At 53.6% G+C, this 24,060-nt stretch carries 22 protein-coding genes; 5 read left to right on the top strand and 17 right to left on the bottom strand.

The window, feature by feature from the left end; translation table 11 throughout:
• The first annotated feature begins 51 nt into the window (after positions 1-51).
• The gene (locus tag FHW17_RS23365) at positions 52-1,092 is read left to right on the top strand and encodes an IS110 family transposase (RefSeq protein WP_112526539.1); all 1,041 of its coding nucleotides are present in this window, start codon (positions 52-54) and stop codon (positions 1,090-1,092) included.
• A 336-nt stretch (positions 1,093-1,428) separates the two neighbouring features.
• Here the strand turns inward: FHW17_RS23365 and FHW17_RS23370 are convergent, their stop codons facing one another.
• Entirely contained in the window at positions 1,429-1,896 is a 468-nt protein-coding gene (locus FHW17_RS23370; protein ID WP_162700448.1) for a hypothetical protein, read from the bottom strand.
• Between the two features lie 360 nt (positions 1,897-2,256).
• Here FHW17_RS23370 and FHW17_RS23375 point away from each other — a divergent pair, with 360 nt between their 5' ends.
• A complete protein-coding gene (locus tag FHW17_RS23375) occupies positions 2,257-2,493 on the top strand; it encodes a WGR domain-containing protein (RefSeq protein WP_112526535.1) in 237 nt (78 codons plus the stop codon).
• A gap of 665 nt (positions 2,494-3,158) precedes the next feature.
• Here FHW17_RS23375 and FHW17_RS23380 read toward each other — a convergent pair.
• From FHW17_RS23380 to FHW17_RS23395, 4 genes are read right to left on the bottom strand one after another with little or no spacing between them, the layout of a single operon-like run.
• Positions 3,159-3,935: an ABC transporter permease gene (locus FHW17_RS23380; protein ID WP_112526533.1), complete on the bottom strand. Its 777-nt coding sequence runs from the start codon at positions 3,933-3,935 to the stop codon at positions 3,159-3,161.
• Positions 3,919-4,749, bottom strand: a complete 831-nt coding sequence (locus FHW17_RS23385; protein ID WP_112526531.1) for an ABC transporter ATP-binding protein — start codon at positions 4,747-4,749, stop codon at positions 3,919-3,921. The genes FHW17_RS23380 and FHW17_RS23385 overlap by 17 nt, the downstream gene beginning before the upstream one ends.
• Before the next feature lie 11 nt (positions 4,750-4,760).
• Complete coding sequence (locus FHW17_RS23390) at positions 4,761-5,762, bottom strand: ABC transporter substrate-binding protein (RefSeq protein WP_112526529.1); 1,002 nt, start codon at positions 5,760-5,762, stop codon at positions 4,761-4,763.
• Positions 5,763-5,809: 47 nt separating this feature from the next.
• Complete coding sequence (locus FHW17_RS23395) at positions 5,810-6,892, bottom strand: 4-oxalomesaconate tautomerase (protein WP_112526527.1); 1,083 nt, start codon at positions 6,890-6,892, stop codon at positions 5,810-5,812.
• Positions 6,893-7,003: 111 nt separating this feature from the next.
• Between FHW17_RS23395 and FHW17_RS23400 the strand changes: the two genes are divergently transcribed.
• The gene (locus tag FHW17_RS23400; RefSeq protein WP_112526525.1) at positions 7,004-7,900 is read left to right on the top strand and encodes a LysR family transcriptional regulator; all 897 of its coding nucleotides are present in this window, start codon (positions 7,004-7,006) and stop codon (positions 7,898-7,900) included.
• Positions 7,901-8,097: 197 nt separating this feature from the next.
• On the opposite strand, the gene FHW17_RS23405 is transcribed toward FHW17_RS23400, so the two are convergent.
• From FHW17_RS23405 to FHW17_RS23430, 6 genes are all read right to left on the bottom strand, one after another.
• On the bottom strand, positions 8,098-8,850 hold the full coding sequence (locus FHW17_RS23405; protein ID WP_182510941.1) for a FadR/GntR family transcriptional regulator: 753 nt from the start codon (positions 8,848-8,850) through the stop codon (positions 8,098-8,100).
• Position 8,851: 1 nt separating this feature from the next.
• Positions 8,852-9,829, bottom strand: a complete 978-nt coding sequence (yjfF, locus tag FHW17_RS23410) for a galactofuranose ABC transporter, permease protein YjfF (protein ID WP_112526521.1) — start codon at positions 9,827-9,829, stop codon at positions 8,852-8,854.
• Positions 9,829-10,842: an ABC transporter permease gene (locus tag FHW17_RS23415; protein WP_112526519.1), complete on the bottom strand. Its 1,014-nt coding sequence runs from the start codon at positions 10,840-10,842 to the stop codon at positions 9,829-9,831. The genes yjfF and FHW17_RS23415 overlap by 1 nt, the downstream gene beginning before the upstream one ends.
• A complete protein-coding gene (locus FHW17_RS23420; protein WP_112526517.1) occupies positions 10,839-12,356 on the bottom strand; it encodes a sugar ABC transporter ATP-binding protein in 1,518 nt (505 codons plus the stop codon). Before FHW17_RS23420 ends, FHW17_RS23415 begins: the two co-directional genes overlap by 4 nt.
• A 74-nt stretch (positions 12,357-12,430) precedes the next feature.
• The gene (gene ytfQ / locus FHW17_RS23425) at positions 12,431-13,387 is read right to left on the bottom strand and encodes a galactofuranose ABC transporter, galactofuranose-binding protein YtfQ (protein WP_210276010.1); all 957 of its coding nucleotides are present in this window, start codon (positions 13,385-13,387) and stop codon (positions 12,431-12,433) included.
• A 519-nt stretch (positions 13,388-13,906) separates the two neighbouring features.
• A complete protein-coding gene (locus tag FHW17_RS23430) occupies positions 13,907-14,341 on the bottom strand; it encodes a helix-turn-helix domain-containing protein (RefSeq protein WP_112526513.1) in 435 nt (144 codons plus the stop codon).
• A gap of 87 nt (positions 14,342-14,428) precedes the next feature.
• Between FHW17_RS23430 and FHW17_RS23435 the strand changes: the two genes are divergently transcribed.
• Together FHW17_RS23435 and FHW17_RS23440 are read left to right on the top strand one after the other, a co-directional pair.
• Entirely contained in the window at positions 14,429-15,244 is an 816-nt protein-coding gene (locus FHW17_RS23435; protein WP_112526511.1) for an oxidoreductase, read from the top strand.
• Positions 15,245-15,295: 51 nt separating this feature from the next.
• The gene (locus FHW17_RS23440; RefSeq protein ID WP_112526509.1) at positions 15,296-16,297 is read left to right on the top strand and encodes an NADP-dependent oxidoreductase; all 1,002 of its coding nucleotides are present in this window, start codon (positions 15,296-15,298) and stop codon (positions 16,295-16,297) included.
• A gap of 247 nt (positions 16,298-16,544) precedes the next feature.
• On the opposite strand, the gene FHW17_RS23445 is transcribed toward FHW17_RS23440, so the two are convergent.
• From FHW17_RS23445 to FHW17_RS23470, 6 genes are all read right to left on the bottom strand, one after another.
• The gene (locus FHW17_RS23445; RefSeq protein WP_162700449.1) at positions 16,545-17,021 is read right to left on the bottom strand and encodes a DUF4189 domain-containing protein; all 477 of its coding nucleotides are present in this window, start codon (positions 17,019-17,021) and stop codon (positions 16,545-16,547) included.
• A 50-nt stretch (positions 17,022-17,071) separates the two neighbouring features.
• Positions 17,072-17,740, bottom strand: a complete 669-nt coding sequence (locus FHW17_RS23450; protein WP_112526507.1) for a hypothetical protein — start codon at positions 17,738-17,740, stop codon at positions 17,072-17,074.
• Between the two features lie 14 nt (positions 17,741-17,754).
• The gene (locus FHW17_RS23455) at positions 17,755-18,315 is read right to left on the bottom strand and encodes an invasion associated locus B family protein (protein ID WP_112526505.1); all 561 of its coding nucleotides are present in this window, start codon (positions 18,313-18,315) and stop codon (positions 17,755-17,757) included.
• 13 nt (positions 18,316-18,328) lie between these two features.
• Positions 18,329-21,889, bottom strand: a complete 3,561-nt coding sequence (locus FHW17_RS23460) for a YadA-like family protein (protein WP_246707010.1) — start codon at positions 21,887-21,889, stop codon at positions 18,329-18,331.
• Between the two features lie 182 nt (positions 21,890-22,071).
• The gene (locus tag FHW17_RS23465; RefSeq protein ID WP_112526503.1) at positions 22,072-22,569 is read right to left on the bottom strand and encodes a hypothetical protein; all 498 of its coding nucleotides are present in this window, start codon (positions 22,567-22,569) and stop codon (positions 22,072-22,074) included.
• A 442-nt stretch (positions 22,570-23,011) separates the two neighbouring features.
• A complete protein-coding gene (locus FHW17_RS23470; RefSeq protein ID WP_348643775.1) occupies positions 23,012-23,929 on the bottom strand; it encodes an AraC family transcriptional regulator in 918 nt (305 codons plus the stop codon).
• Between the last annotated feature and the right edge of the window lie 131 nt (positions 23,930-24,060).

A 24,060-nucleotide genomic window follows, 5' to 3' on the forward strand; every position in this document is an offset into this window, starting at 1 on the left:
AAAAGTGCCTAAGGTTGCCGTTTGCAACGGGAGATAAGAAAGGACCGTTCCATGATTACCACAGTCGGGCTGGATTTAGCCAAGTCGATTTTTCAGGTACATGCCATTGCTGGCGATGGAAAAGTGATTGAGCGCCGAACGTTGCGGCGCTCGCAGGTGCTGCCGTTCTTCAAGAAACTATCGCCTTGTCTCGTCGGGATAGAAGCGTGTGCCAGCGCCAATTATTGGGCACGACAGTTGCAAGAATTGGGTCACGATGTTCGGTTAATGCCGCCGGCGTATGTCAAGGCATACGTTAAGCGCAACAAGACCGATGCGGCGGACGCAGAAGCGATTTGTGAGGCAGTGACCCGCCCCACCATGCGCTTCGTTCCGATCAAGGCAGAGGACGAGCAAGCGGCGGGCATGGTGTTGAAGACCCGCGAATTGCTGATCCGCCAACGCACTCAAGCCGTCAATGCCTTGAGATCACATCTGGCTGAAGTTGGAATTGTAGCAGCCACAGGGATGACCAGCATCGCCAAGCTCTCAGCCATCGTACGTGATGCAACTGATAATCGATTGCCAGATGCCGCACGCATGGCGCTGATGGAAATAGCTGAACAGATCGAATTACTGGCGGATAGTATCGAAAGGCTGGACAAGGAAATCCTTACCAGTGTGAAAGCCGACGAAGCTGCTCGTCGATTGATCAGCATTCCTGGTGTTGGTCCAATCATCGCCGCAACAGTGCGGTCAGCAGTGCCCGATCCTGCTGGTTTCCGGACTGGTCGTGATTTTGCTGCATGGATTGGGTTAACACCTCGCGCCCATTCCAGTGGAGGAAAGGAACGAATTGGATCCATCTCCAAACGAGGAAACCAGCAATTACGAACGTTGCTTGTTCTTGGCGCGACAGCAGTCCTCAAACTTGCCCGTACTGGTTTTAAGATGCCGCAATGGATTGTTGCACTCTTGCAGCGCCGACCCTTCAAGGTTGTGGCTGTTGCCTTGGCCAACAGGATCGCGCGCATCATCTGGGCTCTTCTGGTTAAGGGTGGGATCTATCGCACACCACTCATAGCGACGCCGGTGAATAGAACTCGGCAATAGGCTTTCCGGTGCAAATTCACCGGGAAAAAGGGCAAGGTGCTTGAAACGTGATGAACCCAGAGGGACAGCATCCCGACGCAAATCAGACCGTAAAATCGCAGGCGCATTTTAGCGCGAGAACGTGATCAGGCGATTTGCTTCGCGGATATCATCGTGGCCAGTGGGCTAACGATCCATAAATAGGCCGGACATATGACTGCACCGTCCAACCGGGTGAACGCATGAAAAAAAGCCTTGCAAACGGGGCCGTTCCACATATGCGATTTTGGATTTGAAAGACCAGACGAGGTACGCGACGCGCGATATCCCGACGGCATCAATGTGCCACTCGCAGGGTCAAAATATGGGGACTAACCGTCCTCCATATGCTTCCTTCTCGAATTCACGACCTGCTTCCCCCGGAAGAGACGTGCCATCCTTGAGATCTCCCCAATGAACCATCTCATGTAGAACCGTGCGTTCAATCATAAGGCGCATTGTTTCGGGGTCTTCATATATGCCCGACTTCTCGATACTGTCACAAACACTCAATGCGATAAAAACGGTATTCTTGTACCTATGATCAAACTGGCCGTTTAACATGTGGCCAGGTTTTCGTTTCTGGGGTGTTTGAACCATAGCCCGACAGTCTATCGTCGGCAGGCTGCCGAGTGTCAGAGCGGAGTTGGCGGCTGCCTCGCTTAGCTGAGAGTGCCGCATGAACGCCTTGAATATCTTTGTGTTATACTTTGTCTTCGGAATATTTTCGGATATCCATTTTGATAAATTTGGATAGTCTTTAATCATTCGAGATGAAAGTTTCATGCTTTTACCCTGTGGCTTTGACCCGCGGACCATTACACCGGCCATATTAATTGGCAAGTGTGAGGAGATCGCGCGACTAAGGCTCTGTTGCCAATATCGACTTTGTTTATGATGGCCAGCAGGGCCTCCCCGCCGAGCTATTCCACAATGCTAAGAAGGTTATGACAACTATCAAATGGCGGGAATGATCCAGATTTATTAGCATTGTCCGCACTCACCCGTGGTCAGAAATCGTTCGGTTTAACTTGCCGATAGTTGCTTCGCAGCGCGACATTCTCATCAAAGATTTGAATCGATGAAGCTCAACAGATTCAAATTTATCATTGGACGATTGCTTCTGAAAGCAGGATCCTGGAGGGCATGTCTGACAGCCCCCAATCATTCCATGTCACGCGTTGTGATCCCGATCGCAACATGGCGCGCTATTATAGCCTGATCATGCAGCCAACCCTTTTTGGTGAGATATCGCTCGTGCGCAACTGGGGGAGAATTGGCACAAGAGGACAACAGAAGGTCGACACGTTTTCCAACTCTTCCGCATTACAGAAATCCTTTGAAAAGCTAACACAACAGAAATGCCATAAAGGCTATAAGTAAGCTTCCTTTGACAATGCCGATAATAAGCGATTTTCACCCATTTTCGATTGTAGCGCAGATGTCTACAATTCCCATTAAAGTCTTGTATCGAAATGATTATCCACAGACCGCTTTGTACTGTGAGGGGAAATGTGTTCCGGAACGTTTGGCACAATTCGCGTGGTATATCAGCATTTTTGTACAAACTGTCTAAGCATGTTGAGGTTCAAGAACCTAAGCACGTGTGCTGATGCGATGCCTGCTTTGCGCCCCCATCCCAGCCATCCGTGCCAACGTTCTTTGCTCCTGAAGGCCGTCATTCGGTCATCTGACCGACGATAACTCTTGGCGCGCCTAGAGCCCCCAACTTCAACCAGATGCAACGCATTCTGATGCCACTGTGATTTATGCGTAGGCCTCTATCGGTGGAGTAGGGGACCTATTCAGGGACGCATGGCGCGACGCGGGAGACGTCGCCTTGAACGTTAATAGGCCGATAGGACTGTGCGATCATATTCCACAGCTTCTCTGGGCTGCCTCTTGAAAGGGATCTGTTGAAAGCTTTTCATCAATGGCACAGTCACCATTGATGAAACATTTGCAACGCAACCTACTGTAATTCTGGACACTTCCAGAGGTATGACCGCCTGACGCAGACATATCCACCCACACAGTCTTCGTTCGTATCATGTTGCTCTCTCTTCAGAGGCATTGGGACGCCATTTGATCAGGCGGCTTTCCACCATATCAAGGACGCGATCGATTACGAGGACGAAGATGGCCAGAATGATAATGCCGGCGAAGACACCCACGGCATCGAAATTGCCTTCGGCTTGGGCAATCAGATAGCCGAGGCCCGCAGACGCACCCAGATATTCACCAATAATGGCCCCGACGACCGCAAAACCAACAGAGGTGCGCAAAGAAGACAGAATCCAACTTGCTGCTGCCGGGAAATAAACGTGGCGCAGAAGTTCGGACCGTTTCGCACCGAGAATACGTGCATTGGCCAATACCACCGGGTTGACTTCACGCACTCCCTGCATCGCATTGAAAAATGTGATGAAGAAGACAAGCGTTACGGCAAGTGCAACCTTGGACCAAAGGCCGAGTCCCAGCCAAAGAACAAAGATCGGTGCAAGCACAACGCGAGGGATAGCATTGAGCCCTTTGATGAAGGGATCCAGAATACGCGCGGCGCTGCGGCTAAGGCCAAGCCACACACCTGCGGCCACGCCCAGACCTGTTCCGATAGCATAACCCAGTACGGTCTCGGTTAACGTGATCGTCACATGACGATAAAAATTGGGATCAATGACCCAACTAATGATTTGGTTGAAGATGTCTATGGGTGCCGGGAAAAAGAATACGTCGATGACGCCGGTCGATACTCCGATCTGCCAGCCGCCAAGAATGGCAACAAGCAAGCCCAGTTGAATAAAACGTTCAGTCGCGACGTTCATAGCTCTTCTCCACTTCGCCGCGTAGCGACGCCCAGATGTTACGGTAGAGATCCATGAAGCGTGGATCCAATTTGATTTCGGCAACGTCGCGAGGTCGTTCGAGATCGACGTCGAAACTGTTGATGACGCGGCTGCGGGGTCCCGCGGCAAGCACTGCCACCCGGTCACCGAGTGCTATAGCTTCTTCCAAATCATGCGTGATCATCACCACAGCGCGGCGCTCCTCCTGCCACAGGCGCAAGAGCTCGTTCTGCATCAAATGCCGGGTATGGATATCAAGCGCCGAAAATGGCTCGTCCATCAGAATGACCTTTGGGCCGCTGATCAAAGCCTGCGCCATCTGCACGCGCTTTCTTTGACCGCCCGAAAGTTGGTGCGGGTATCGATGTTCGAAGCCTTTCAGGCCAACTTTGGCAAGCCACATCAAAGATCGTTCGCGACGCTCTGCTGTCGCAACCCCTTTGAACAAAAGCCCGAGTTCCACATTTTCGATGGCGGTTTTCCACGGCAACAGGGCATTCTGTTGAAACAAATATCCGATATCGTTCTGAATGCCCGATACTTGTTTGTCATCGATCGAAACACGGCCGTTGGATGGCTTGAGCAGTCCGGCAATCGCATTCAGTATCGTGCTTTTGCCACATCCCGTAGGCCCAACGATGGCGAGGAACTCCCCATCAGCTATTGTCAGATTGACGTTCTCTACCGCAACAAATGTACCAAAGGACATCGTCAGGGAATCAATGGATACCATCGCTTTTCGTGGTTGCGGAATAGTTGCCTGCACATCCGGCTTTAACATCGCCAAGGCCATTGTTCTCTCCCTTAGTTCGTGCCGTCGTGGGGCGCTTTATCGACGAAATTGTTGGTGTAAGTCTTCTTCAGGTCGATCTCCGTTGCGGCCACCTTGTCATTGAAGCTTTTGAGAACAGCCAACGGGGTTTCAACTTCGATATCGTTGAAGCGCCCATCGGTGGAGAAGATCGGCTTGGCGTTCGCCACGGCTTTTATGTAGGTTTCCTTATCACCGGAAATGAACGCTTCAGGCAGCTTTTGAACGATTTCTTCAGGTGCACTTTTGTTCATCCACTCCAGTGCCTTGACGGTCGCATTGACAACCTTCTGGATCGTTTCGGGATGCTTGTCGATATAGGACTGTGTAGCATAGAGAACGGAGGTTGGATAAATGCCGCCGTAAATTTCCTTGGCACCGTCGTCGCTACGCGCGTCGATCAGGATCTTGCCAACACCTTTGGCTTCAATGAAGGTGGCTGCAGGATCATAATTGACCAGCAGGTCAACCTTTCCCTGTTCGAGGGCAGCAACGGCAGCCGAGCCGGAACCGACGCCAATGAGCGAGACGTCGTTGGCCGAAAGCTTGTGGCGCTGCAGATAATACCGAACGAAGAAATCCGACGAGGAGCCAGGCGCAGTGATGCCGATCTTTGCACCCTTGATGGTTTCAGGTTTTGCCGGGTCGAATGTCGAATTCTTGCCGCCTGCAAGCACCAGACCCGAATTGCGCGCCAGCAGCACAATACCAACGACGTCTTTCTTTTGTGCTTGCATCTGGATTGTATGATCGTAGAAGCCGACGGCTATATCTGTAGAGCCGGCCACAAGCGCCTGCAGCGTTTTGGAGCCGCCTGAGGCAAAATTCTCGACGGTGACTTCAAGCCCCTCCTTTTCGTAAAGGCCCAAGCCGGATGCTACCGGAAATGGCAGATTGTTGAGATTGTAAGAGCCGACGCTGATGCGGACAGGCTCGGCAAACGCTGACCCTGTAAATCCAGCAGTCGCCGCTAGAGCGAGTATAAGTTTACGCATGGTATTTCCTCCCAGATGTGCGATGCCCTCCCGGCAACCGCGTTCAATTATGCTGCGCAAACCATTTGCGCTACGGGTTTGGCAAAGACTTGGCCCTCAAACAGGCGGCGCGCAGTCCGAAGAATACCGGCAGCCGTTTTCCCATTCCGGGATTCCAGCTTTACCTCCAGACTGCCGCTTGGATGTTCAAGAACCAGATTGATCGGAAGTTTGCGCCCACCGATCAGACGTGATGCCACAGTGCCATCGCTGATGCAGGCTGTAGCGATGCCGACGGCCCCCGTTGTTGCAAGTGAGGGATGACACTGGTGCGGCATGAAATAACGCACATGCAGATCACCGCCCGCTTTGGGCTTCGAGATAAGGACCGGTTTGGGCGTGACCTGTGTTTGCACATCACCCATCCCCATGCGCTGGCCGGCCTGGAGCCGCAAATTTTCCAGCCGCTCCAGCAGAGCGCGGTTGGCATTGAGTTCAGCTGCTGTCTCATACCCGGTTGCCCCGATAGCCGTCGCCTCGAGTATCATCATGGGCATGGCACAATCGATACAGGTGACGTCGATACCATCGATGATTTCGCGAGGATGGCCTGTTGGAAACAATCTGCCTGTCCGTGCTCCGGCAGCATCCATGAATGTCAGTGCAATTGGCGCTGCGTATCCAGGCACCCCGTCAATGGATGCGTCACCCAGATAGGCCACACATCCGTCGGGGGTCGGTACCTCCGCCTCAATGAGCTTACCGGTATTGACATTGTGTATCCGCACACGTGTTACCGGTCCGGTCGCCCTGACGAGACCGGCTTCGATGGCAAAGGGGCCGACAGCCGCAAGCATGTTGCCGCAATTGGGGGACGTGTCGACCATTTGCTGGTCAATGCGGACTTGGGCGAAAAGATAATCTACGTCTGCACCGGATACCGTTGCCGGGCCGACTATGGCAACCTTGCTCGTTACAGGGTTGCCGCCGCCAATGCCATCGATTTGCAGTGGATGGCCGGAACCCATCACTGACAGCAGAATCTGATCGCGTTGATGCGGATCGGAAGGAATGTCCGATGCAAGAAAAAACGGCCCTTTGGACGTGCCGCCCCTCATGAGGACACAGGGTATACGAATGAGGTCATTCATGGCGCATTGCTCTTCAATTCATGCGTGTAGCAGAACAATCTATTGGTTTCTTGCACTTTGCAGAAAAATCATTGATATGTGAAATGCAAAGTTTACAAGGATTGATGTGTAATGAGCATTAATTGTGAGATCCTGGACCTGCGGGCGTTTCTCTTCGTGGTGGAGCTCGAGAGCTTTCACCGGGCCGCAGAGGCACTGAATCTGTCGCAACCGGCCTTAAGCCGACGCATACAGAAGCTCGAGGCAACAATCGGTGCGCCACTTCTGGAAAGGACGACGCGCCATGTATCGGCAACGGCGGTGGGGAGTGAGCTCATTCCGCTCGTTCAACGCATGCTGGAGGAATTTGACGGCTCGCTTTTTGCCGTGCGGGACATTGGAGCCCAGCGCAGCGGTCTCGTGACAATTGCCTGCCTGCCTACTGCTGCCTTCTATTTTTTGCCCACAGTGATCAAGCAGTTTAATGCCGAGTATCCCAATATCCGCTTCCGTATTCTTGATCTTCCTGCGACCGACGGGCTTTTAGCGGTTGCGCGCGGCGAAGTGGAATTCGGCATCAACATTATGGGAGCAGCAGATCCAGATCTCACATTTGACAGGCTGATTGAGGATCCCTTTGTGCTTGCGGTGCGTAAGGATCATCCGCTCGCAGCAAAAATCGAACTAGGTTGGCAAGATCTAACACCTTACCCGCTCATTACCGTTCACCGATCCAGTGGTAATCGAACCCTTTTGGACGCAGCGTTGGCAAAATCAAACCTCAAACTTCGCTGGTTTTATGAGGTGACACATCTATCGACGTCGCTTGGCCTGGTCGAAGCAGGTTTGGGTATTTCCGTATTGCCCAAACTGGCAACGCCACAGGAGGATCATCCATTTCTCGTAACCCGGCCAATCCGTAACCCAGAGATTTCGCGAACCATCGGTATCGTGAGACGGCGCGCAGGAACGCTGTCACCGGCTGCCGAGCGATTTTTGCACATGTTGATTGGCACCTGGTCGGGCTGAATGGCTGATTACTTTTCTTGTAAACATTGCTCATGTGCCGTTTTGATGGGTGCCTAAAATACGGCAGCATCCTACACTCGGCATAGCCGACCGCTTTGATGCGAACGATCCGAGAGCTGGTAGGCCGTTTGTGATGTGCAAACGACTAAGCTTCTTAAGGTGCTTGTTTCGGTAACTGCTTCATGCCCCTTTGACCACTAGTGCGTTTCGCTCTTTGTCGCGGCCAGCACGCGTTCCGCACCATCGTCAATGACACCGCGCATGGCGTCCTTTGCAGCTCCAACATTGCGATCCTTGATCGCGTCGGCAATGGCTCTATGCCGTGCGACCGAATAGCTGTGTTTCTCGGGATTGGGTATTGGCGAGCTGATCGTGAATGTAGTCACTAAAGCCACTTCGATGAGCGCGCTGATCGAGCGCATGAATGGATTATGGGATGCATCAGCAATCGCGATATGAAACTGAAGATCGCTATCAACAAAGCTGGATGCCGATTGGCCTGCCTCTCCCATTTTCTCAACCCAATGATAGAGATTTTCCAATTGTACATCGGTTCTGCGCAGGGCGGCGAGACCTGCGGCTTCTGGCTCCAGTGCCAACCGCATTTCAAGAAGGCTTGAAAGGAACTGCGGAGTGGGACCTGCTTCGAAATGCCAGACCAGAATGTCCGGGTCGAACAGATTCCAATGGGAACGCTCCAGTACACGCGTGCCAATCTTGGCTCGAGGCTGAATTAACCCCTTGGCTGCCAATGTCTTGAGGGCCTCGCGTACCACAGTTCTGGACACGCCGAACTTTTCGAACAATTCTGCATCACCGGGCAAAATACTGTTTTCAGCATAATCACCGTTGATAATGCGCAAGCCAAGCGCACGCATGACATGACCATGATGGGTATGCGAATAACCAGCTGTGCGAAAATCATAGTTTGAAAGGTCGTTGCGTGGCAATTCATCCCCCACCGATAGCCGTTGTTCTTTTCGACGATAGGAACACCAATATACGCTGCATGGCAATGAACGAGAAAAGCAGGACACCGACAACAATCTTTGTCCACCAGCTGGACAATGTACCATCGAAGACGATGTAGGTTTGAATAATACCTTGGATAATCACACCGATGAAAGTACCCGCGACATAGCCGACCCCTCCTGTCAGCAACGTTCCCCCGATGACAACGGCAGCAATGGTATCAAGCTCGACGCCGACAGCTGCCAGAGAATAGCCGGCAGAGGTGTAAAGGGAAAAAACAATACCTGCGAGCCCCGAGAGGAAGCCCGACATCGCATAAATTCCAATCGTGGTTCTGGCCACCGGTACACCCATCAGTTCAGCCGATGTCCGGTTGCCACCGACCGCGTAAATATAAGAACCAAACTTGCTGAAATGCGCCATCACGATGCCAGCGATGAATACGAGGATCATAAGGCAGCCAATGAAGGTCAGTCTGCCACCGCCAGGAAGTCGATAAAAAAGCCCCTGCAAGGCCGTATAGAATTCGTGATCAATCGGTATTGAATCCGTTGTCATCACAAAGCACATGCCGCGCGCCAGAAACATCCCCGCCAATGTTACGATAAAGGCAGGCACTTCGAGATAGTGGATAATCGCACCCATACCTGCGCCGAAGGCTGTGGTTATCGACAGCGCGATTGCAAAAGCAATCAGCGGATGAACGCCATAATGCGTAATGAGGACTGCGAGCAGCACGCCTGTAAAAGCGATCACTGACCCCACGGACAGATCAATGCCACCGGAAAGAATGATGAAAGTCATGCCGACAGCGGCGATACCAAGAAATGCATTGTCCGTTAGCAGATTGCCTGCAACGCGGAATGAGAGCATTGACGGGAATTGAAACACACACGCAGCGAAAGCGAGCGCACAAATCAGTAGTGTCACATAGAACGGTAGAAGTCGTGTGCTCATTATCGCTTTGCCCCCCTCAAGCGGAACTCTGCCTTGAGAAACGCCCATCCGCCCAGAGATGAAAACGATTGTGCCAGCAAAATCATAATGATGACCAAGGCTTTCAAGATAAGGTTGTATTCCGGCGGGAAGCCGGACAGCAGAATACCCGTGTTCATCGCCTGAATAATAATAGCGCCAAGCGCCGACATCAGAATTGAGAAACGGCCACCGAAAAGCGACGTACCACCGATAACGACCGCCAGAATTGCGTCCAACTCCAGCCAGAGGCCGGCATTATTGGCATCCGCTCCGCGGATATCAGCGGCTATAATGATCCCGGCGAGTGCAGCGCAAAACCCGCAAAAACTATAGATAACAAGCAGCAAAAGTTTGCTATTCAGTCCGGCATAACTGCTGGCACTCCTGTTGACACCGATGGATTCAACCAACAATCCAAGTGCTGTCCGCCGCACCACGGCTATCGCCACGAATAAAAGCAATGCAGCAATCAGTATGGGCATGGGAATGCAGGCAAATGAGCCGGTTCCGAAGAAGATCAGTCCCGGCTCATTGAAGGTCACAATGGAGCCTTCTGTAATTAACTGTGCGATACCGCGTCCTGCAACCATGAGGATCAATGTCGCCACTATTGGCTGCAAATCGAAATAAGCGACAAGAATGCCGTTCCATAAGCCGCACAACAAACCTGCTCCAAGCGCGGCGAGAATAACGACAGGCACGGGGTAGCCTGCCACTGTCATTGTGGCGGCGAGTGCTCCTGAAACAGCCATAACAGCTCCAACGGAGAGGTCGACGCCACGACTGGCGATTACAGTGGTCATCCCTATCGCAAGAATAATGACGGGCGCACCACGGTTTAGAACGTCAATCAGACTGCCGAACAGTCGACCGTCTTGAAGGCGTATTTCAAAAAACCCGGGAAATGCCAGATAGTTGAGAAAAAGGATCAGAGCGAGCGACAGGAGCTGCGGTGCTGCTTTCGTCAACGCAGCTTTATTCAGGCGGTTCATGTCGTGGCTCCTTCCGGATCAGCCGCGATCATCTGCATTATGTTTGAAGTGGTGATGTCATCGCCGGAAAGCTCACCCCGATGCACGCGGTCCCGCAGGACGACAACCCGTGTGCTGTAAGCAACGATCTCATCAATCTCCGAAGAAATAACAAGGAGCGCCATGCCGTCATCACAAAGCTGATTGATCAGCGTGATGATCTCGGCATGCGCCCCCACATCAATGCCGCGGGTTGGCTCATCGAGAATGAGGAAACGCGGATTTGTGACGAGCCAGCGAGCCAAAATGACCTTCTGCTGGTTTCCGCCTGACAAAAGTTTGACCGGCTTTTCAATGTCGGTGGTTCGGATATCGAGTGCCCGCACGAACTTGTCAGCCAAAGCGATCTGCTCACGGCGCGACAACCGGTTGAACCAGCCTCGTTGCGCCTGCAGCGCCAGCGAAATATTCTCCCGCACAGAAAGGTCACCTATAATTCCATCGGACTTGCGATCTTCCGGACACAGTGCAAAGCCTAGTGTGACAGCTTCCCGCGGCGTTCGAATATGAACTGGTTTACCTTCTATGAATGCCTGTCCCTTGTCGGCGGCATCGATTCCGAACAAAAGCTTGGCTGTTTCGGTGCGGCCCGATCCCAACAGACCCGCCATACCGATTACTTCTCCCTGGCCGATATCGAGATCGAACGGCGCTATGCTGCGGCTGCGTCCGAGACCTTTGAACGAAAATTGCCTTATCTTTGGCGTAGGTCGGTCACGACGCACATTGTGCGTGACAACCGCAAGAGTCCGCCCCAGCATCAATGAAACAAGCTCAATTTTGGGCAAGGCCGCAGTCGTCGCACAGCCGGCCAGCTTGCCGTTGCGCAGGACTGTAACCCGATCACAGATTTTATAGACCTGGTCGAGAAAATGCGTAATGAAGACGATACCAAGACCACGAGCCTTCAGCTGGCGTAGTATGGCAAACAGAATCTCGGTTTCGTGGCTATCAAGGCTGGCTGTCGGCTCATCCAGAATGAGAATGCGACCGGACATATCGACAGCACGCGCGATAGCGACGAGTTGTTGGACGGCGACTGAATAACGCGACAAATCCGACGTAACATCGAGATCAAGGTCGTATTGAGCCAATATTTCCCGGGAACGTTTTTCCATTAATCGCCGATCGGTAAAACCAAATCGCATTGGCTGGCGGCCGATGAAGAGATTATCGGCAACGGACATATTGGGGAGCAGGTTTACTTCCTGATAGACAGTGCCGATCCCGAGTTTCTGGGCATGCTGCGTGTCACGCACGTTCACGGCCTGCCCATCAAGTTTGATGACACCCGCATCTGGTCGATGCACACCTGTCAAAACCTTAATAAGGGTAGATTTCCCCGCGCCGTTTTCACCAAGAAGCGCATGAATTTCACCGACTCTTACATCAAAACTGACATCATCAAGTGCTTTCATTCCGATGAATGACTTGCCAATATGTTCAGCGGCCAGAAGACTGGGTTTGTCCGTCATTGCGCTCTCCGGTGAGCCAAATGTCGATCAGTGGCCAGCCGCTTAAAATAAAGCGACTGGCACGACGGGCTTAATCAGTAGCCCAGACCCTTTTTCTCCTCATAGACCTTCTTCGGATCGTCGGCCTGCGTGTACAGTTTCGATTCCGTTTGTATCCACTTTGCAGGAGCCTTGCCGCTGTCCTTGAATGCCTTCAGAGCATCAAACGCGGGGCCAGCCATATTAGGCGTAAGCTCAACGGTCGCATTCGCTTCACCCTCAGACATTGCCTTGAAGATATCAGGAACGGCATCAACCGATACGACGAGGATATCCTTGCCCGGCTTCAAACCAGCCTCTTTGATGGCCTGAATTGCACCTACCGCCATATCGTCATTGTGTGCGTAGAGGGCACAGATATTCTTGCCGCCGTTTTCGGCCTTAAGAAAACCTTCCATTACTTCCTTACCTTTGGACCTGGTAAAATCGCCTGTCTGGCTTCGGACGATCTTGATGTTGGAGGCAGATGCGATGCCTTCTTCAAAACCTTTCTTGCGGTTGATGGCTGGGCTGGAGCCAACCGTGCCCTGAAGTTCAACAACCTTGCAGTCCTTGCCAGCAACGGTTTTGGCGAGCCATTCACCGGCCACCTTTCCTTCATGCACCGTATCAGACGTTACAGCAGTCAGATAAAGACTGTCATTTGTCGTTTCGATTGTACGATCCAAAAGGATAACCGGGATTTTGGCTTCCTTGGCCTCAGCAAGAACCGTATCCCAACCCGTCGCCACGACAGGTGCAATGAAAATAGCGTCGACGCCTTGAGCAACGAAGCCGCGGATCGCTTTGATCTGGTTTTCCTGCTTCTGCTGCGCATCAGCAATCTTAAGTTCCACACCCCGTTTTTTGGCTTCAATCTTGGATACGGATGTTTCAGCCGCGCGCCAGCCGGACTCTGAGCCGATTTGTGAAAAACCGACAGTCAAATCAGCAGCACTCGCTGTTCCAGCGAATGCCATGGCAATCGTACTGGCAAGCAGAATTCTCTTCATGGAAATCATGATTTCTCCTCCCGAAATTGGTCAAATTTTCAAAATCCTCCCAGACCTCAGCATATTACTATAATATAGTAATACAAATAACAATAGCACCGTTTTGCTACGTTGGATTGAACAGAAATCCAGCGCGGCAAACCATGATGACGTTCCTTACATCTATGGCGTGACCGCATGCAGGTCGGAGTGGGCAGTGCAGTCCGGCATCGCCCTTTTCATCATTTGTGTCACCCTCGCCTTTGGCTACAAAACGGATATTCATGCGCAATGGCTGATGCAGCCCAGCTCAAGCGCGCCATCTTCTTCCACTGCCCTGTTGGGAGCATATTAATTTCATCGGCATCTATTACTGGGAGGAGGAAAGTTGATGCCTGAAGGGCTTCTGAGCCTTGCGACGTACTGCCAGGAACTGACGCTTGGAGGCTATCCAATTTTTGACCATGGTGGTCGGGTCCGGCTAGCGGGCGCGGACGTGATTCCGCCACTCCCCTCATACTTACTTGCTAGTGAGAAGATTTATTCGGGTTCATCAATGCGAATGGGGCGTGTTCCGATCTCAGCACCGGTCGCGCGGTCGATGGTGACAGGATCGATCTCTGTTCCGGTTTCGGCGTCGAAGAACCTCGTCACCTCTGCGCCACCACCACGGTGCTTGCGTCCCCAAGCACCGATTGCGAACAGTACAGGCAAAAAGTCCTGCCCCGCCGCCGTCAGGACGTACTCGTCCCGTGGGGGCCGCTCCAAGTAGCGGCGTTTCTCCAGCAACCCATCTTCTGTCAAGGCAGCCAGACGGCGGGTCAGTATCGTCGGTGCGATGCCAAGACTCTTGCGAAAATCGTCAAAGCGCGTGAGCCCTGCATGGGCATCCCGCATGATGAGCATGCTCCATGCATCACCTACAAGTGCAAGGCTTCTGGCGATGAGACATGGCTGGTCTGAAAGTTTTTCCATGTTAGTATCTTTTTGATAGTGACTTAATATCGAAATGATAGTATCTAATCTTCAGGCAATAATCCACACCAAAAGAAAGACAATGAAATGAACGAGAAATACAAGGGTATTGCCCTGGTTACGGGGGCGTTCTCCGGCATAGGGCTGGCAACCGCACGGGCATTGCAACGCGATGGCTACCGGGTGTTCGGAACCAGCCGTAAGGCTGTGACTGATGTCTCGGATGGAATTACATCGCTGATCTGCGACGTCACCGATGAAGAATCCGTACAGAATGCGGTTGACGAGGTTATACGCCTTACTGGACGGATTGACCTTCTCGTCAACAATGCGGGGATTGGGTTGCTTGGCGGTGCGGAAGAATCCTCGCCTACACAGGCCAGGGCTCTCTTCGATGTGAATGTATTCGGGGTTCTGCTGGCGACGAATGCCGTCCTGCCGGTCATGAGGCGTCAGCAAAAGGGCAGGATTATCAACATGAGCTCGATCCTCGGGCTGATCCCAGCACCCTATAACGCGCTCTACGCGGCGACAAAGCACGCAATCGAGGGCTATTCTGAATCCCTGGACCACGAAGTGCGCACGCAAGGCATCCGTGTTGTTCTCGTTGAGCCCGGTGTCACCCGCACTGCCTTCGAGGAGAACCTTACGAGAGCGGATCAGCCGATTCCTTTGTATGATACCGCTCGTGCCGGTGTGGAGACGCTGACACGTGAGCTTGTTGAGGCAGGAGATGCACCTGAGGTGGTTGCCGATATAGTCGTGAAGGCGGCAAATGCAGTTTCACCCAAGAGGCGCTACACCGCCGGAAAAGCAGCAGGGCAAGTGCGTTTCATGCGCCGCTTCCTGCCGGAGTCGTTTGTCGACAAGAACCTTCGCAAATTCAGCAGGCTTCCGGCCTAAGCCGGCCGGTTTTTCGGCAGTTCGCCAACTCAGATACGAAAGTTAATTCTCATGAAGGCTTTTCTGATTGATCGCTATACAAAAGGTGGCGCTTTGCGGATGGGCGAGGTTTCTGAACCGGAGCTGCGGGAAACCGATGTCATGGTCCAGATCCACGCCACCAGCGTGAACCCCCTGGATGCCAAGATCAGGGATGGTGAGTTCAAGCTCATCCTGCCATACCGCCTGCCACTGATCCTCGGCAATGATGCGGCGGGTATAGTGGTCAGGGTCGGGTCCAAAGTCAGCCGTTTCAAGCCGGGCGACGAGGTCTATGCGCGCCCGAGCAAGGATCGCATCGGCACGTTCGCCGAGTTCATTGCGATGGATGAGGCCGACGTGGCTATGAAGCCGAAGAACTTGACAATGGAAGAGGCTGCGTCAATCCCACTCGTCGCGTTGACGGCGTGGCAGGTGCTTGTCGAGCGTGGGAACTTGAAGAGTGGCCAGAAGGTCCTAATACATGCCGGTTCCGGCGGCGTCGGGATGATTGCAATCCAGCTTGCCAAGCATCTGAGAGCAACCGTGGCAACCACGACGAGCACAGCCAATGTCGACCTTGTGCGAAGTCTTGGTGCAGATATCGTCATCGACTACAAGAAAGACGATTTCGAAAAGGTCCTGCACGGCTATGATGTCGTGCTGAACAGTCTCGGCACAGATACGCTGGAGAAATCGCTCCGCGTGCTGAAACCGGGCGGCAAACTTATATCGATCTCCGGACCGCCTGATCCGGCTTTCGCCAAGAAGAACGGTTCTGGCTGGCTGCTTCGGCAGGCCATGCGTCTGCTCAGCTTTGGCATCCGAAGGAAAGCCAGGAACCGTCATGTCAGCTACTCATTCCTTTTCATGGCACCAAGCGGCGAACAGCTCCGCCAGATTGCCTCGCTGATCGAAGCCGGGGTAATACGGCCGATAGTGGATCGGGTCTTCCCGTTCGAGCAGACCAATGAGGCTCTGGCGTATGTCGAGACAGGACGGGCGAAAGGCAAGGTTGTTATTACGGTAAAATGAGGGTGGTACCCTCACAGTTCCAAGCTTGGCAGGTCACGCCAACCCATGCCGTGTCGAAAATCTTTGCAAAAAACTCGAAAGTCGTTAGCCATCGAACGGTTACTAACGCGTTAGCTGCAAAATACCGACTGGTTGCCCAGTCTGCCGCAGTGTGTGTCATCGTCCGCGGTCCCGTTCATACCCCATCCTATCGTACAGAACGATGAATTACCTCAGATGAACGCTCTAAATTCCTAGACCAAATAACTTAAGTGCAGACCCACTCGCGGATTTTGCACTCTTTCCCCTCACCCCCACAGAGATTGGTCGCCTTCTCCTCGGCTTTCTGTCGGGTTACGTCGGAAGCAGCGCCCCAATAGGAGACTTCACCAACCATAGATTTACCCACAGACAAGGCTGCACAATGCTCATAGGGGAAGCTGGTACCATCATCATCCCAATGGCGATGATTGCGGAAGACTGTAACAACCTTGCAGTTCTTTCCGTCAGCATTCTTGCAATATTTGAGCGCAGTGCTCTCTGCTTCATCCCGCTTGTCCGCTCCCCAAAAGAAACCGTGGCGATTGTCCGTTGTGGAATATGCAATCGCACCCCAGATCCCTTTCTCTGCGAGATGCGGTTCCGGAATAGGATCGAGCACCGACATATCGGCCGCGTGGCTGCTTGGGGAAAGGCCAACGACCATTGAAAGCAGTCCAATCGAGAGGATACGATTGATAGACATACGAGCACTCCATTGTCTTGGGGTTGGTATGCGAGAAGAATACGCCGTTTTCATCCTGCCAAACTCCCCACGGAAACAACGACACAGGAGTTACCGGAGGAGATGAGCAACGCCTGACCGGAATTATTTGCGAGATTGTAATACGGCGTTCCAGAGAGCGTTTCGGCAAGCTTGCTTCCTTGTGGCAAGGTTGCAATCACGTCCTGACAGGGCTTTTGAAACGGTGCCACTCGGACAAAAGTCCCCTCGCACCCCCCAGCCATCGGCGATGCAACGACAACACCAGCCGCTTGTTCCTTATACTCCGGTGTGTCGTAGCTCATCCCGGCTACGGCCTTTATAGAATGTGCGTCGGGAAAGCTATCGTTCCACTGGGTGTTAACAGCATAGGTCGAGCCAAAAGTCAGCGCCTGTCCGAGCACCGGGAAAAGATTGGCGCAGGTGCGGATGCCTGCCTGGCTGATATGTGAGCGGAATGGCACGTCGCCTGTGACGCCCTCAGGAGTCTGGGACTGCGCGGTCGCTTCAGCAAAGAATATGGAACCAACATTCGGGTAAAGATGAAATGCAAGTGCCGCACCGGCGACCAGAAACGCTCCGATGCCACCAAAGAATTTAGCTCGCCACCGCAATTTTTGGCGCGGGAGGGCGGGCGCTTCCTCATCCGTCTTATTCGGCGAACGCGATATGATGCGATCATTGATCGATTGCTTGGCCAATTGTTTTTCTCTCACTATCTGATTGCGGACAGGGCAGCCGCCAGGCCTTTGAATGGGGCGTCGATGCTGATTTGTTCACCCGAACTCACTGAATATGAAAGCCGGGCCGTTGTCTCTTTAACAATCTGCTGCCGCAGCATCGGTCCAACAGGCTGATAGCCGATACAGACCAACGCGTCGCAAGCCTTCACCTCGACATTCACGTCGCGGTCCATTCCTGCAAGCTTTAGCGAAATCTTGCTGCCTGCACCAACCGCAGCCGGCGCCCGCAAGATCATGAAGGGTTTGCCATCCACATTTGCTGCCAGCGACCAACTGAACACCTGAGTTCCAGAGTCATTGGTGAAGGATTGGCTGATATTGCACACCTTGCGTCTAGTCTTCAGATTTTCGTCACAAATGAGCGTCCAGTTCTCGAATGGGTGAATGATGCGGCGATACTTCCCGACGGGCACGCCTTCTGGCAGCAGTACGTCTGACGGTTTAACTTTATAGCCCCCGGCAGTGGCCTGGCTGCCCATGATGAGCAGGCAAACCAGGACCTTTGCTATTGCGGAAGATGTCTTACGCATCATTTCGCCAGACGTCTCAGTTCAGGGTTACGCTAACACCGGCACCAACCCCAACACTGCCGCCCGTTGTGGCGCCAGAAAGATTGGCACGCACGCGTCCATTCTCACTAGTATAGCCCGCACCAAAGGCCAAGGCTCCTTCGTTACGCCAGTAACCGCCGCCCATCGACACACTGAGTTTGCCGGGACGATCATCATAGCGCAGCGACGCGGCAGCCAGACCGATGGCCGCAGCCCTTCTGGCTTCGCTGCGAATCTCGCCAATATCGTTACTGAGCTGACCAAACTTGGAGTCGGTGTAGGCATTGGCCGTATTGAGTGTCGTTGCACCAATCTGATCAGTATAGGATTTGGCGTCAGTCAGTGTCGTACCCAATCCGGTTTTCAGCTGTTGAACGTTCACCGCATCGGTATTGGCAACACCCGCAGCAACATTGCTGATCAGCACCGGAGCATTTGGATCACCACCTTGGAGCGTGACTGTATTCGATTTCGAGCCATCTACGTTTTTGGTATATTGGACCGCAGAGTCTCCAAGGTTACCAATGCCAGTCGTGAGAGTTTCAATCGATTGGTTCGTTGCATAGAGCTGGCTTCCATTGATTGCATCTGTTGATGTCGCGTTGATCTGGCCCGCAGCCACATTGGTGACCGTACGCTCTGCACCGGCACTGCCGACACTGACTGTCGAAGTTGGATTGGTACCGGCAAAGTTATAGGTCGTGCCATTGATCGTGGTGCTGGTGGTTGCAACCGCCGCCGAGGTGGTGGAACCAGCGCCGAGTGCCACATCCCCAGCCTGCGCCGTGGCTTGAGCACCTGCTCCAAGTGCAACGTTGGTCGCATAGGTTGTTGAGGCACCGGCACCGAGCGCCATGGACTGGACGCCGTTCGCCTGAGCGTTGGTCCCAAGAGCCACCGAATCTGCGAAGCTTACAGTGGCGTTTTGGCCAAGGGCGATGCCGCCCGGAGCAGTTTGTTGGACAATCGCACCATTACCGATGCCGATGCCATTGTCGCCATTGACAACGGTTGACGGGCCTACGGCCACGGAGTCAGTACCTACTGCCAATGAATCGGCCTGCGTGGAGTTGGCATGGAAATATTTGCCTGTTGTGGTCGCAAACGAGGTGAGCGCCCCGGAAAGCTGGCGCAGCGTCACTGCGTCGCTTGCCTGAGTGCCATCGGCCACATTGGTGATTTGTCGATAACCGGTCGAATTTCCGACCGACACAGCGCCAAGCAAGGTCAGGTCGGTGGTGTTATAGGGGATATAAGTTCCAATCGTACCCGTGGCCGGAGCGACTGTGCGATCCGATATCGAACCTGCGCCGATCGCTACGCCGCCAAGTACTGTCGCTTGAGTGTTGTAACCCAAAGCGAGAGAGTCTGCGGCAGTTGACAATGCGGCGACACCTGCCGCCAATGAGTTGGTCCCGGTCGCGCCATTATTGGCATAGTTAGCCTGCTGGGTGCCACCGTCGTTCACACTGTAATAATGAGTAAGCTGCCCGGACACCGCGTTGATCGACTGATTCGTCGCGAAGAGCTGTGAACCATTGACTGCATCAGTTGACGTTCCGTTGATCTGTCCCGCCGCTACGTTGGTTATCGTGCGTTCGGCACCAACCGTCCCAACGCTGACGGTCGATGTTGGTGTTATGCCGGCAAAAGTATAGGCGACGCCGTTAATTGTGGTTCCAGTGGTGGCAACGGCTACCGCCGTCTGGCTGCCGGAACCCAGCGCTACATCATTCGCATTGGACGCGTTTGATCCGTTACCGACCGAGACCGAACCAGCACCGGTTGCTGTCGAAACAGGGCCGATTGCAACTGCATCTGTCCCTATCGCTGACGAATCCGCAAGCGTTGAATTCGCGTGGAAATACTTGATGCCACCGCCATTGTTGATGTTATTGACCGTTGTGCCGAGACTATCCACGGCCGTGTTGGTGGCGTAGAGCTGCGACCCGTTGATTGCATCGGTCGACGTTGCGTTGATCTGTCCGGCGGCCAGGTTGGTGATAGTGCGTTCCGCGCCAGCTGCGCCGATACTGATGGTCGACGTTGGAGCGGTACCCGCAAAGGTATAGGTAGCACCATTGACCACCGTACTGGCGGTTCCCACGGCCACCGCCGACACCGAGCCAGAGCCCAAAGCCACATCACCGGCATTATTGGCCACTGCCGTGTTACCGAAGGCGAGCGAGCCAACACCGAGAGCGCTGCTTGTGTTGCCTAGTGCGACCGCCCCCTGGCCGACCGCCTTGTTGGAGTTGCCGATAGCCACAGCGCCATTGGCAGCATTCGCAGCCGTGGCGCTTGCCGTGCCGTCGGAATTGGCAATATTGTTGGCGCCGCCAACAAAGGCGCCGGTGCCGCTGGCATAGCTCGGATCGCCGATCGCCACAGCGCCATCGCCATATGCCGTATTACCTGAGCCGATGGAAACTGCCTTGCCGCCTGCCGCCACCGCATTGGTGCCCATCGCAACCGCTTCGGCGGAAGTGGCCGACACGTTCGTGCCGATGGCAACGGCGCTGGTGGCGCTGGCCGTCGCGCCCAGTCCCAGCGCTGTTGCTTGCGCGGCAGTCGCAAGGGCGTTATTGCCAAGCGCCGTGGCAGAGATGCCCGTGGCCTGGGCTCCCGAGCCCAGCGCCACCGAGCCTGTTCCACTCGACACGGCCCCATTACCGAAAGCCACCGCGAAATCAGCCGAAGCGTTGGAGAGGTTACCGAGCGCCGCCGAACCTATCCCCGCCGAGTTGGCCTGCGTGCCGATGGCGATGGAATCGACGCCACCGGCCTTGGCCTGACGACCGCCAGCGAAGGAATTGCCGCCGCTGGCAACAGATCCCCAGCTTATAGCGGTTGCATAATTGGCACTAGCCATGGAGCTGACGCCGAGCGCAGTGGAGTTTCCTCCTGAAGCAAGGGCAAAAGTACCCAGGGCGCTGGCGCCAGCACCGGTGGCGTTGGCCTGAACGCCGAGCGCGACCGAATTGACACCGCTCGAGATCGTGCCCGAGCCCAGCGCCATTGCGCCACCAGTGCCGGAAGCTTTCGCATCCTGACCGAGGGCCACCGCATATTGTCCTGATGCGCTCGATCTAGTCCCGATCGCAACGGCGTTGAGATCAGATGCTGTCACATCTGTACCAATGCCGATAGCGCCCACAGCATTGGCACCTGTTCCTACAACTGTGCGCGCGCCAAGATAGATGGAGTTCAACTGCGTCGCGACGGATTGGAAGCCGATTGCAATTGCATTCTGGTCGCCTGCTTTTGCGCTGGTGCCCTGGGCGATGGAATCGATTCCGGCCTGCGCTGCACCATTTCCAACGGCGATTCCACGCAGGCCATTTGCCGTCGAGCCAGGTCCTACCGCCACGGAATTACTGCCATTTGCGGTTCCACCACCCGCAGCGTATTGCGCCTGAGCCGGCGTCATGGCCATGCCCGTTATCAACACGCCCAATACCGTAGCTGCCACTGCCCCGCCGACACCCATTGTCCCTAGTCCCAATCGATTCCGCTTTGCGCCAAGGAGCCGGTGGGCAGACCGCAGCACAGCCATTAGCCGGCGTCGCAGCGAACGGTTTTCAGGCACGTTTCGCACCCAATTTCCGGTGAAGCGAGCGATCTTGCGAAGAGCAGTTACACGAGACAAGAGCATCATTTGGCAGTCCCTCTCAATTTGGTCACGGCCGGTCCTTCCTGGAACCCCGTGTTCACTTCCGGTGCAGTATGATATTGGTGTCAGTTCTCAATTGAAGTGGTGCCATCGGCACCGATGTAACGAATAAAAAGTGCGTGGCCATCTTTCCGGCCAATAGCCTCAATTGGATCAAGTGCGCTTTCGTACCAGTCGTCCCCCTCCGCGGGCGCAGCGAGAAGGGTTTGCGTCACCCGTTCGGGCGGCATTACAGGAGCCAGAAACCTCCGGATTGCTTCGAGATGCTGGTCGGCCGGCCCGTCCTCATAGAAAGGAGATGTGAGACCTAGAACATAGGTCGCAAGCAAAAGGTCCCGGCGCGACTCCGGTAGTTCCATGTTTTGCCGCTTCTCCAAAGACGCGGCAACGAATTTTACACGGCGATCGAATGCGTGAAAAAGAGATGGAGACAGATCAAATACAGCCCTCTTCTGGCCCCCTTGCAATCCATTCACCAAGTTCAGGCAACGCGCAATTTGACTTTGAGCCTTGGGCCATAAACGTTTACGGAAATCCACAATCTGAGTTTCCACCAATGACAAATGTGTCACTCCTATTCGCCGCGAAGCGGTATGGTTTATTCAAAGCTTGGGGAAAAGAATTTACACGACAACTGGTTGCTCATCGAGCATGTATGCTTGCGACCTGTGTCTCGAACTTTCTCCCTTTGTACGGGCGATAGAGACACAGCTTTTGACAAATATATTCCACGAAATCGCCATTTTTCTAGAATCCTGCTTTAAAATGAAATTTGTCGTTGTGATCGAAGAAAAAATCGCAATATTGTTGATTATATTAGGCGTGCCCTTTCCATCTTTTTTTGAGATGAACAGTGGCACCTGAGCAAATGTTGGTATTTCTTCGCATGAAGACGAACCATGGCCAGTTGTTATGCGCAAGCGAATCGCGATGAGTATTGATCCATTATATTGTAAATGTCGTTATGAAGATTAATTGCCAGATTAAGTTCCCGAACGTGCGCGATCATTTGGCAGATCTGATCTTTGCCGGAGTAATTTGCTTGTAGCGCTTCATGGTATCCGTAAGGTGGCTTTGACTGACAAAACCTGTCTGTAGCGCAATATCCGAAATGGGCAGCGCTGTTTCCAGGAGCAGTTGTTCCGCTTTTTTCAAGCGGATGAGCATCAGATACTGATGTGGCGGCATGCCAAACGTCAGCTTGAAGGCACGAATGAAATGACTGGGTGATATGCGGCAGACATTTGCAAGTTCCTTGACGGGGAGACTACCGGATATGTTTTGCTGCATATATTCAGCCACACGTCTTGCCATCTGAACCGACAATAGCCGCGCTGCAGGAGGCGTTATTTGCTGCTTGGCACTGGAATAGTGCCGGAGCATGTGAACACCGAAAACGGTCAACAATGAATCGAGATAAAGGGGGCTTCGCGATCGCCTAGATAGCTCTACGGCCATACCCTGTGCCAACCGCAGTGCCCAAAGGTCGACATGTCCGAACTTGGGTGGATGCAGCTCCCAGTGGCCTCCTTCCAGTTCCGCAGCTGCCAGATCTGAATATGCAGCGGGCTGGAAGGCAATCGCAGCGTTCTGTTTCAACCCAGTCCAACGCAACGTACGCTCAACGTTAGAAGGGTTGACGACGAGCGTACCAATTGGGGCTTCGAAGCTTTGCAGACGATCGCCGGAAAAGGCCGCTTCCATTGCTACTGGAGACAGGATTACAGTAGCAAATTCCGCATTGGTTCGGAAAGTCATCGAACCAGCCGGTCTCGACGCGTTCATGACAGCGCCAACAGATGTTTCACGCCGCGGTCCAATCTCTATGGGAATATCAGAGAGCAATCCGGATTGATTGCTCACGTCAACTTCAACAGCGGTATGAATCACAACCAGTCCTTTGCAAAAACCGCGCTTGCCCACGCTATACCCGCCTACGAGTTCAGCTAAGCCACACGTGAACCCGCTCGATTATAACAATTGAGAAACGCTTCTATTGTCCGACAAATCGGCCACATGCACACCTCGGGGAAGCCCGGAATCCAATCGAACTC

The sequence above is a fragment of the Phyllobacterium sp. P30BS-XVII genome, from assembly GCF_014138335.1.
Taxonomy (GTDB): domain Bacteria; phylum Pseudomonadota; class Alphaproteobacteria; order Rhizobiales; family Rhizobiaceae; genus Phyllobacterium; species Phyllobacterium meliloti.

Excerpts from the sequence above, each read along its gene's own strand:
- FHW17_RS23385 (WP_112526531.1), bottom strand. The coding sequence starts at position 4,749 with ATGGCCTTGGCGATGTTAAAGCCGGATGTGCAGGCAACTATTCCGCAA.
- ytfQ (WP_210276010.1), bottom strand. The coding sequence starts at position 13,387 with ATGAAGAGAATTCTGCTTGCCAGTACGATTGCCATGGCATTCGCTGGA.
- FHW17_RS23420 (WP_112526517.1), bottom strand. The coding sequence starts at position 12,356 with ATGACGGACAAACCCAGTCTTCTGGCCGCTGAACATATTGGCAAGTCA.
- yjfF (WP_112526521.1), bottom strand. The coding sequence starts at position 9,829 with ATGAGCACACGACTTCTACCGTTCTATGTGACACTACTGATTTGTGCG.
- FHW17_RS23460 (WP_246707010.1), bottom strand. The coding sequence starts at position 21,889 with ATGGCTGTGCTGCGGTCTGCCCACCGGCTCCTTGGCGCAAAGCGGAAT.
- FHW17_RS23445 (WP_162700449.1), bottom strand. The coding sequence starts at position 17,021 with ATGTCTATCAATCGTATCCTCTCGATTGGACTGCTTTCAATGGTCGTT.
- FHW17_RS23380 (WP_112526533.1), bottom strand. The coding sequence starts at position 3,935 with ATGAACGTCGCGACTGAACGTTTTATTCAACTGGGCTTGCTTGTTGCC.
- FHW17_RS23435 (WP_112526511.1), top strand. The coding sequence starts at position 14,429 with ATGAACGAGAAATACAAGGGTATTGCCCTGGTTACGGGGGCGTTCTCC.
- FHW17_RS23365 (WP_112526539.1), top strand. The coding sequence starts at position 52 with ATGATTACCACAGTCGGGCTGGATTTAGCCAAGTCGATTTTTCAGGTA.
- FHW17_RS23395 (WP_112526527.1), bottom strand. The coding sequence starts at position 6,892 with ATGAATGACCTCATTCGTATACCCTGTGTCCTCATGAGGGGCGGCACG.
- FHW17_RS23375 (WP_112526535.1), top strand. The coding sequence starts at position 2,257 with ATGTCTGACAGCCCCCAATCATTCCATGTCACGCGTTGTGATCCCGAT.
- FHW17_RS23440 (WP_112526509.1), top strand. The coding sequence starts at position 15,296 with ATGAAGGCTTTTCTGATTGATCGCTATACAAAAGGTGGCGCTTTGCGG.
- FHW17_RS23370 (WP_162700448.1), bottom strand. The coding sequence starts at position 1,896 with ATGAAACTTTCATCTCGAATGATTAAAGACTATCCAAATTTATCAAAA.
- FHW17_RS23415 (WP_112526519.1), bottom strand. The coding sequence starts at position 10,842 with ATGAACCGCCTGAATAAAGCTGCGTTGACGAAAGCAGCACCGCAGCTC.
- FHW17_RS23430 (WP_112526513.1), bottom strand. The coding sequence starts at position 14,341 with ATGGAAAAACTTTCAGACCAGCCATGTCTCATCGCCAGAAGCCTTGCA.
- FHW17_RS23390 (WP_112526529.1), bottom strand. The coding sequence starts at position 5,762 with ATGCGTAAACTTATACTCGCTCTAGCGGCGACTGCTGGATTTACAGGG.
- FHW17_RS23400 (WP_112526525.1), top strand. The coding sequence starts at position 7,004 with ATGAGCATTAATTGTGAGATCCTGGACCTGCGGGCGTTTCTCTTCGTG.
- FHW17_RS23455 (WP_112526505.1), bottom strand. The coding sequence starts at position 18,315 with ATGATGCGTAAGACATCTTCCGCAATAGCAAAGGTCCTGGTTTGCCTG.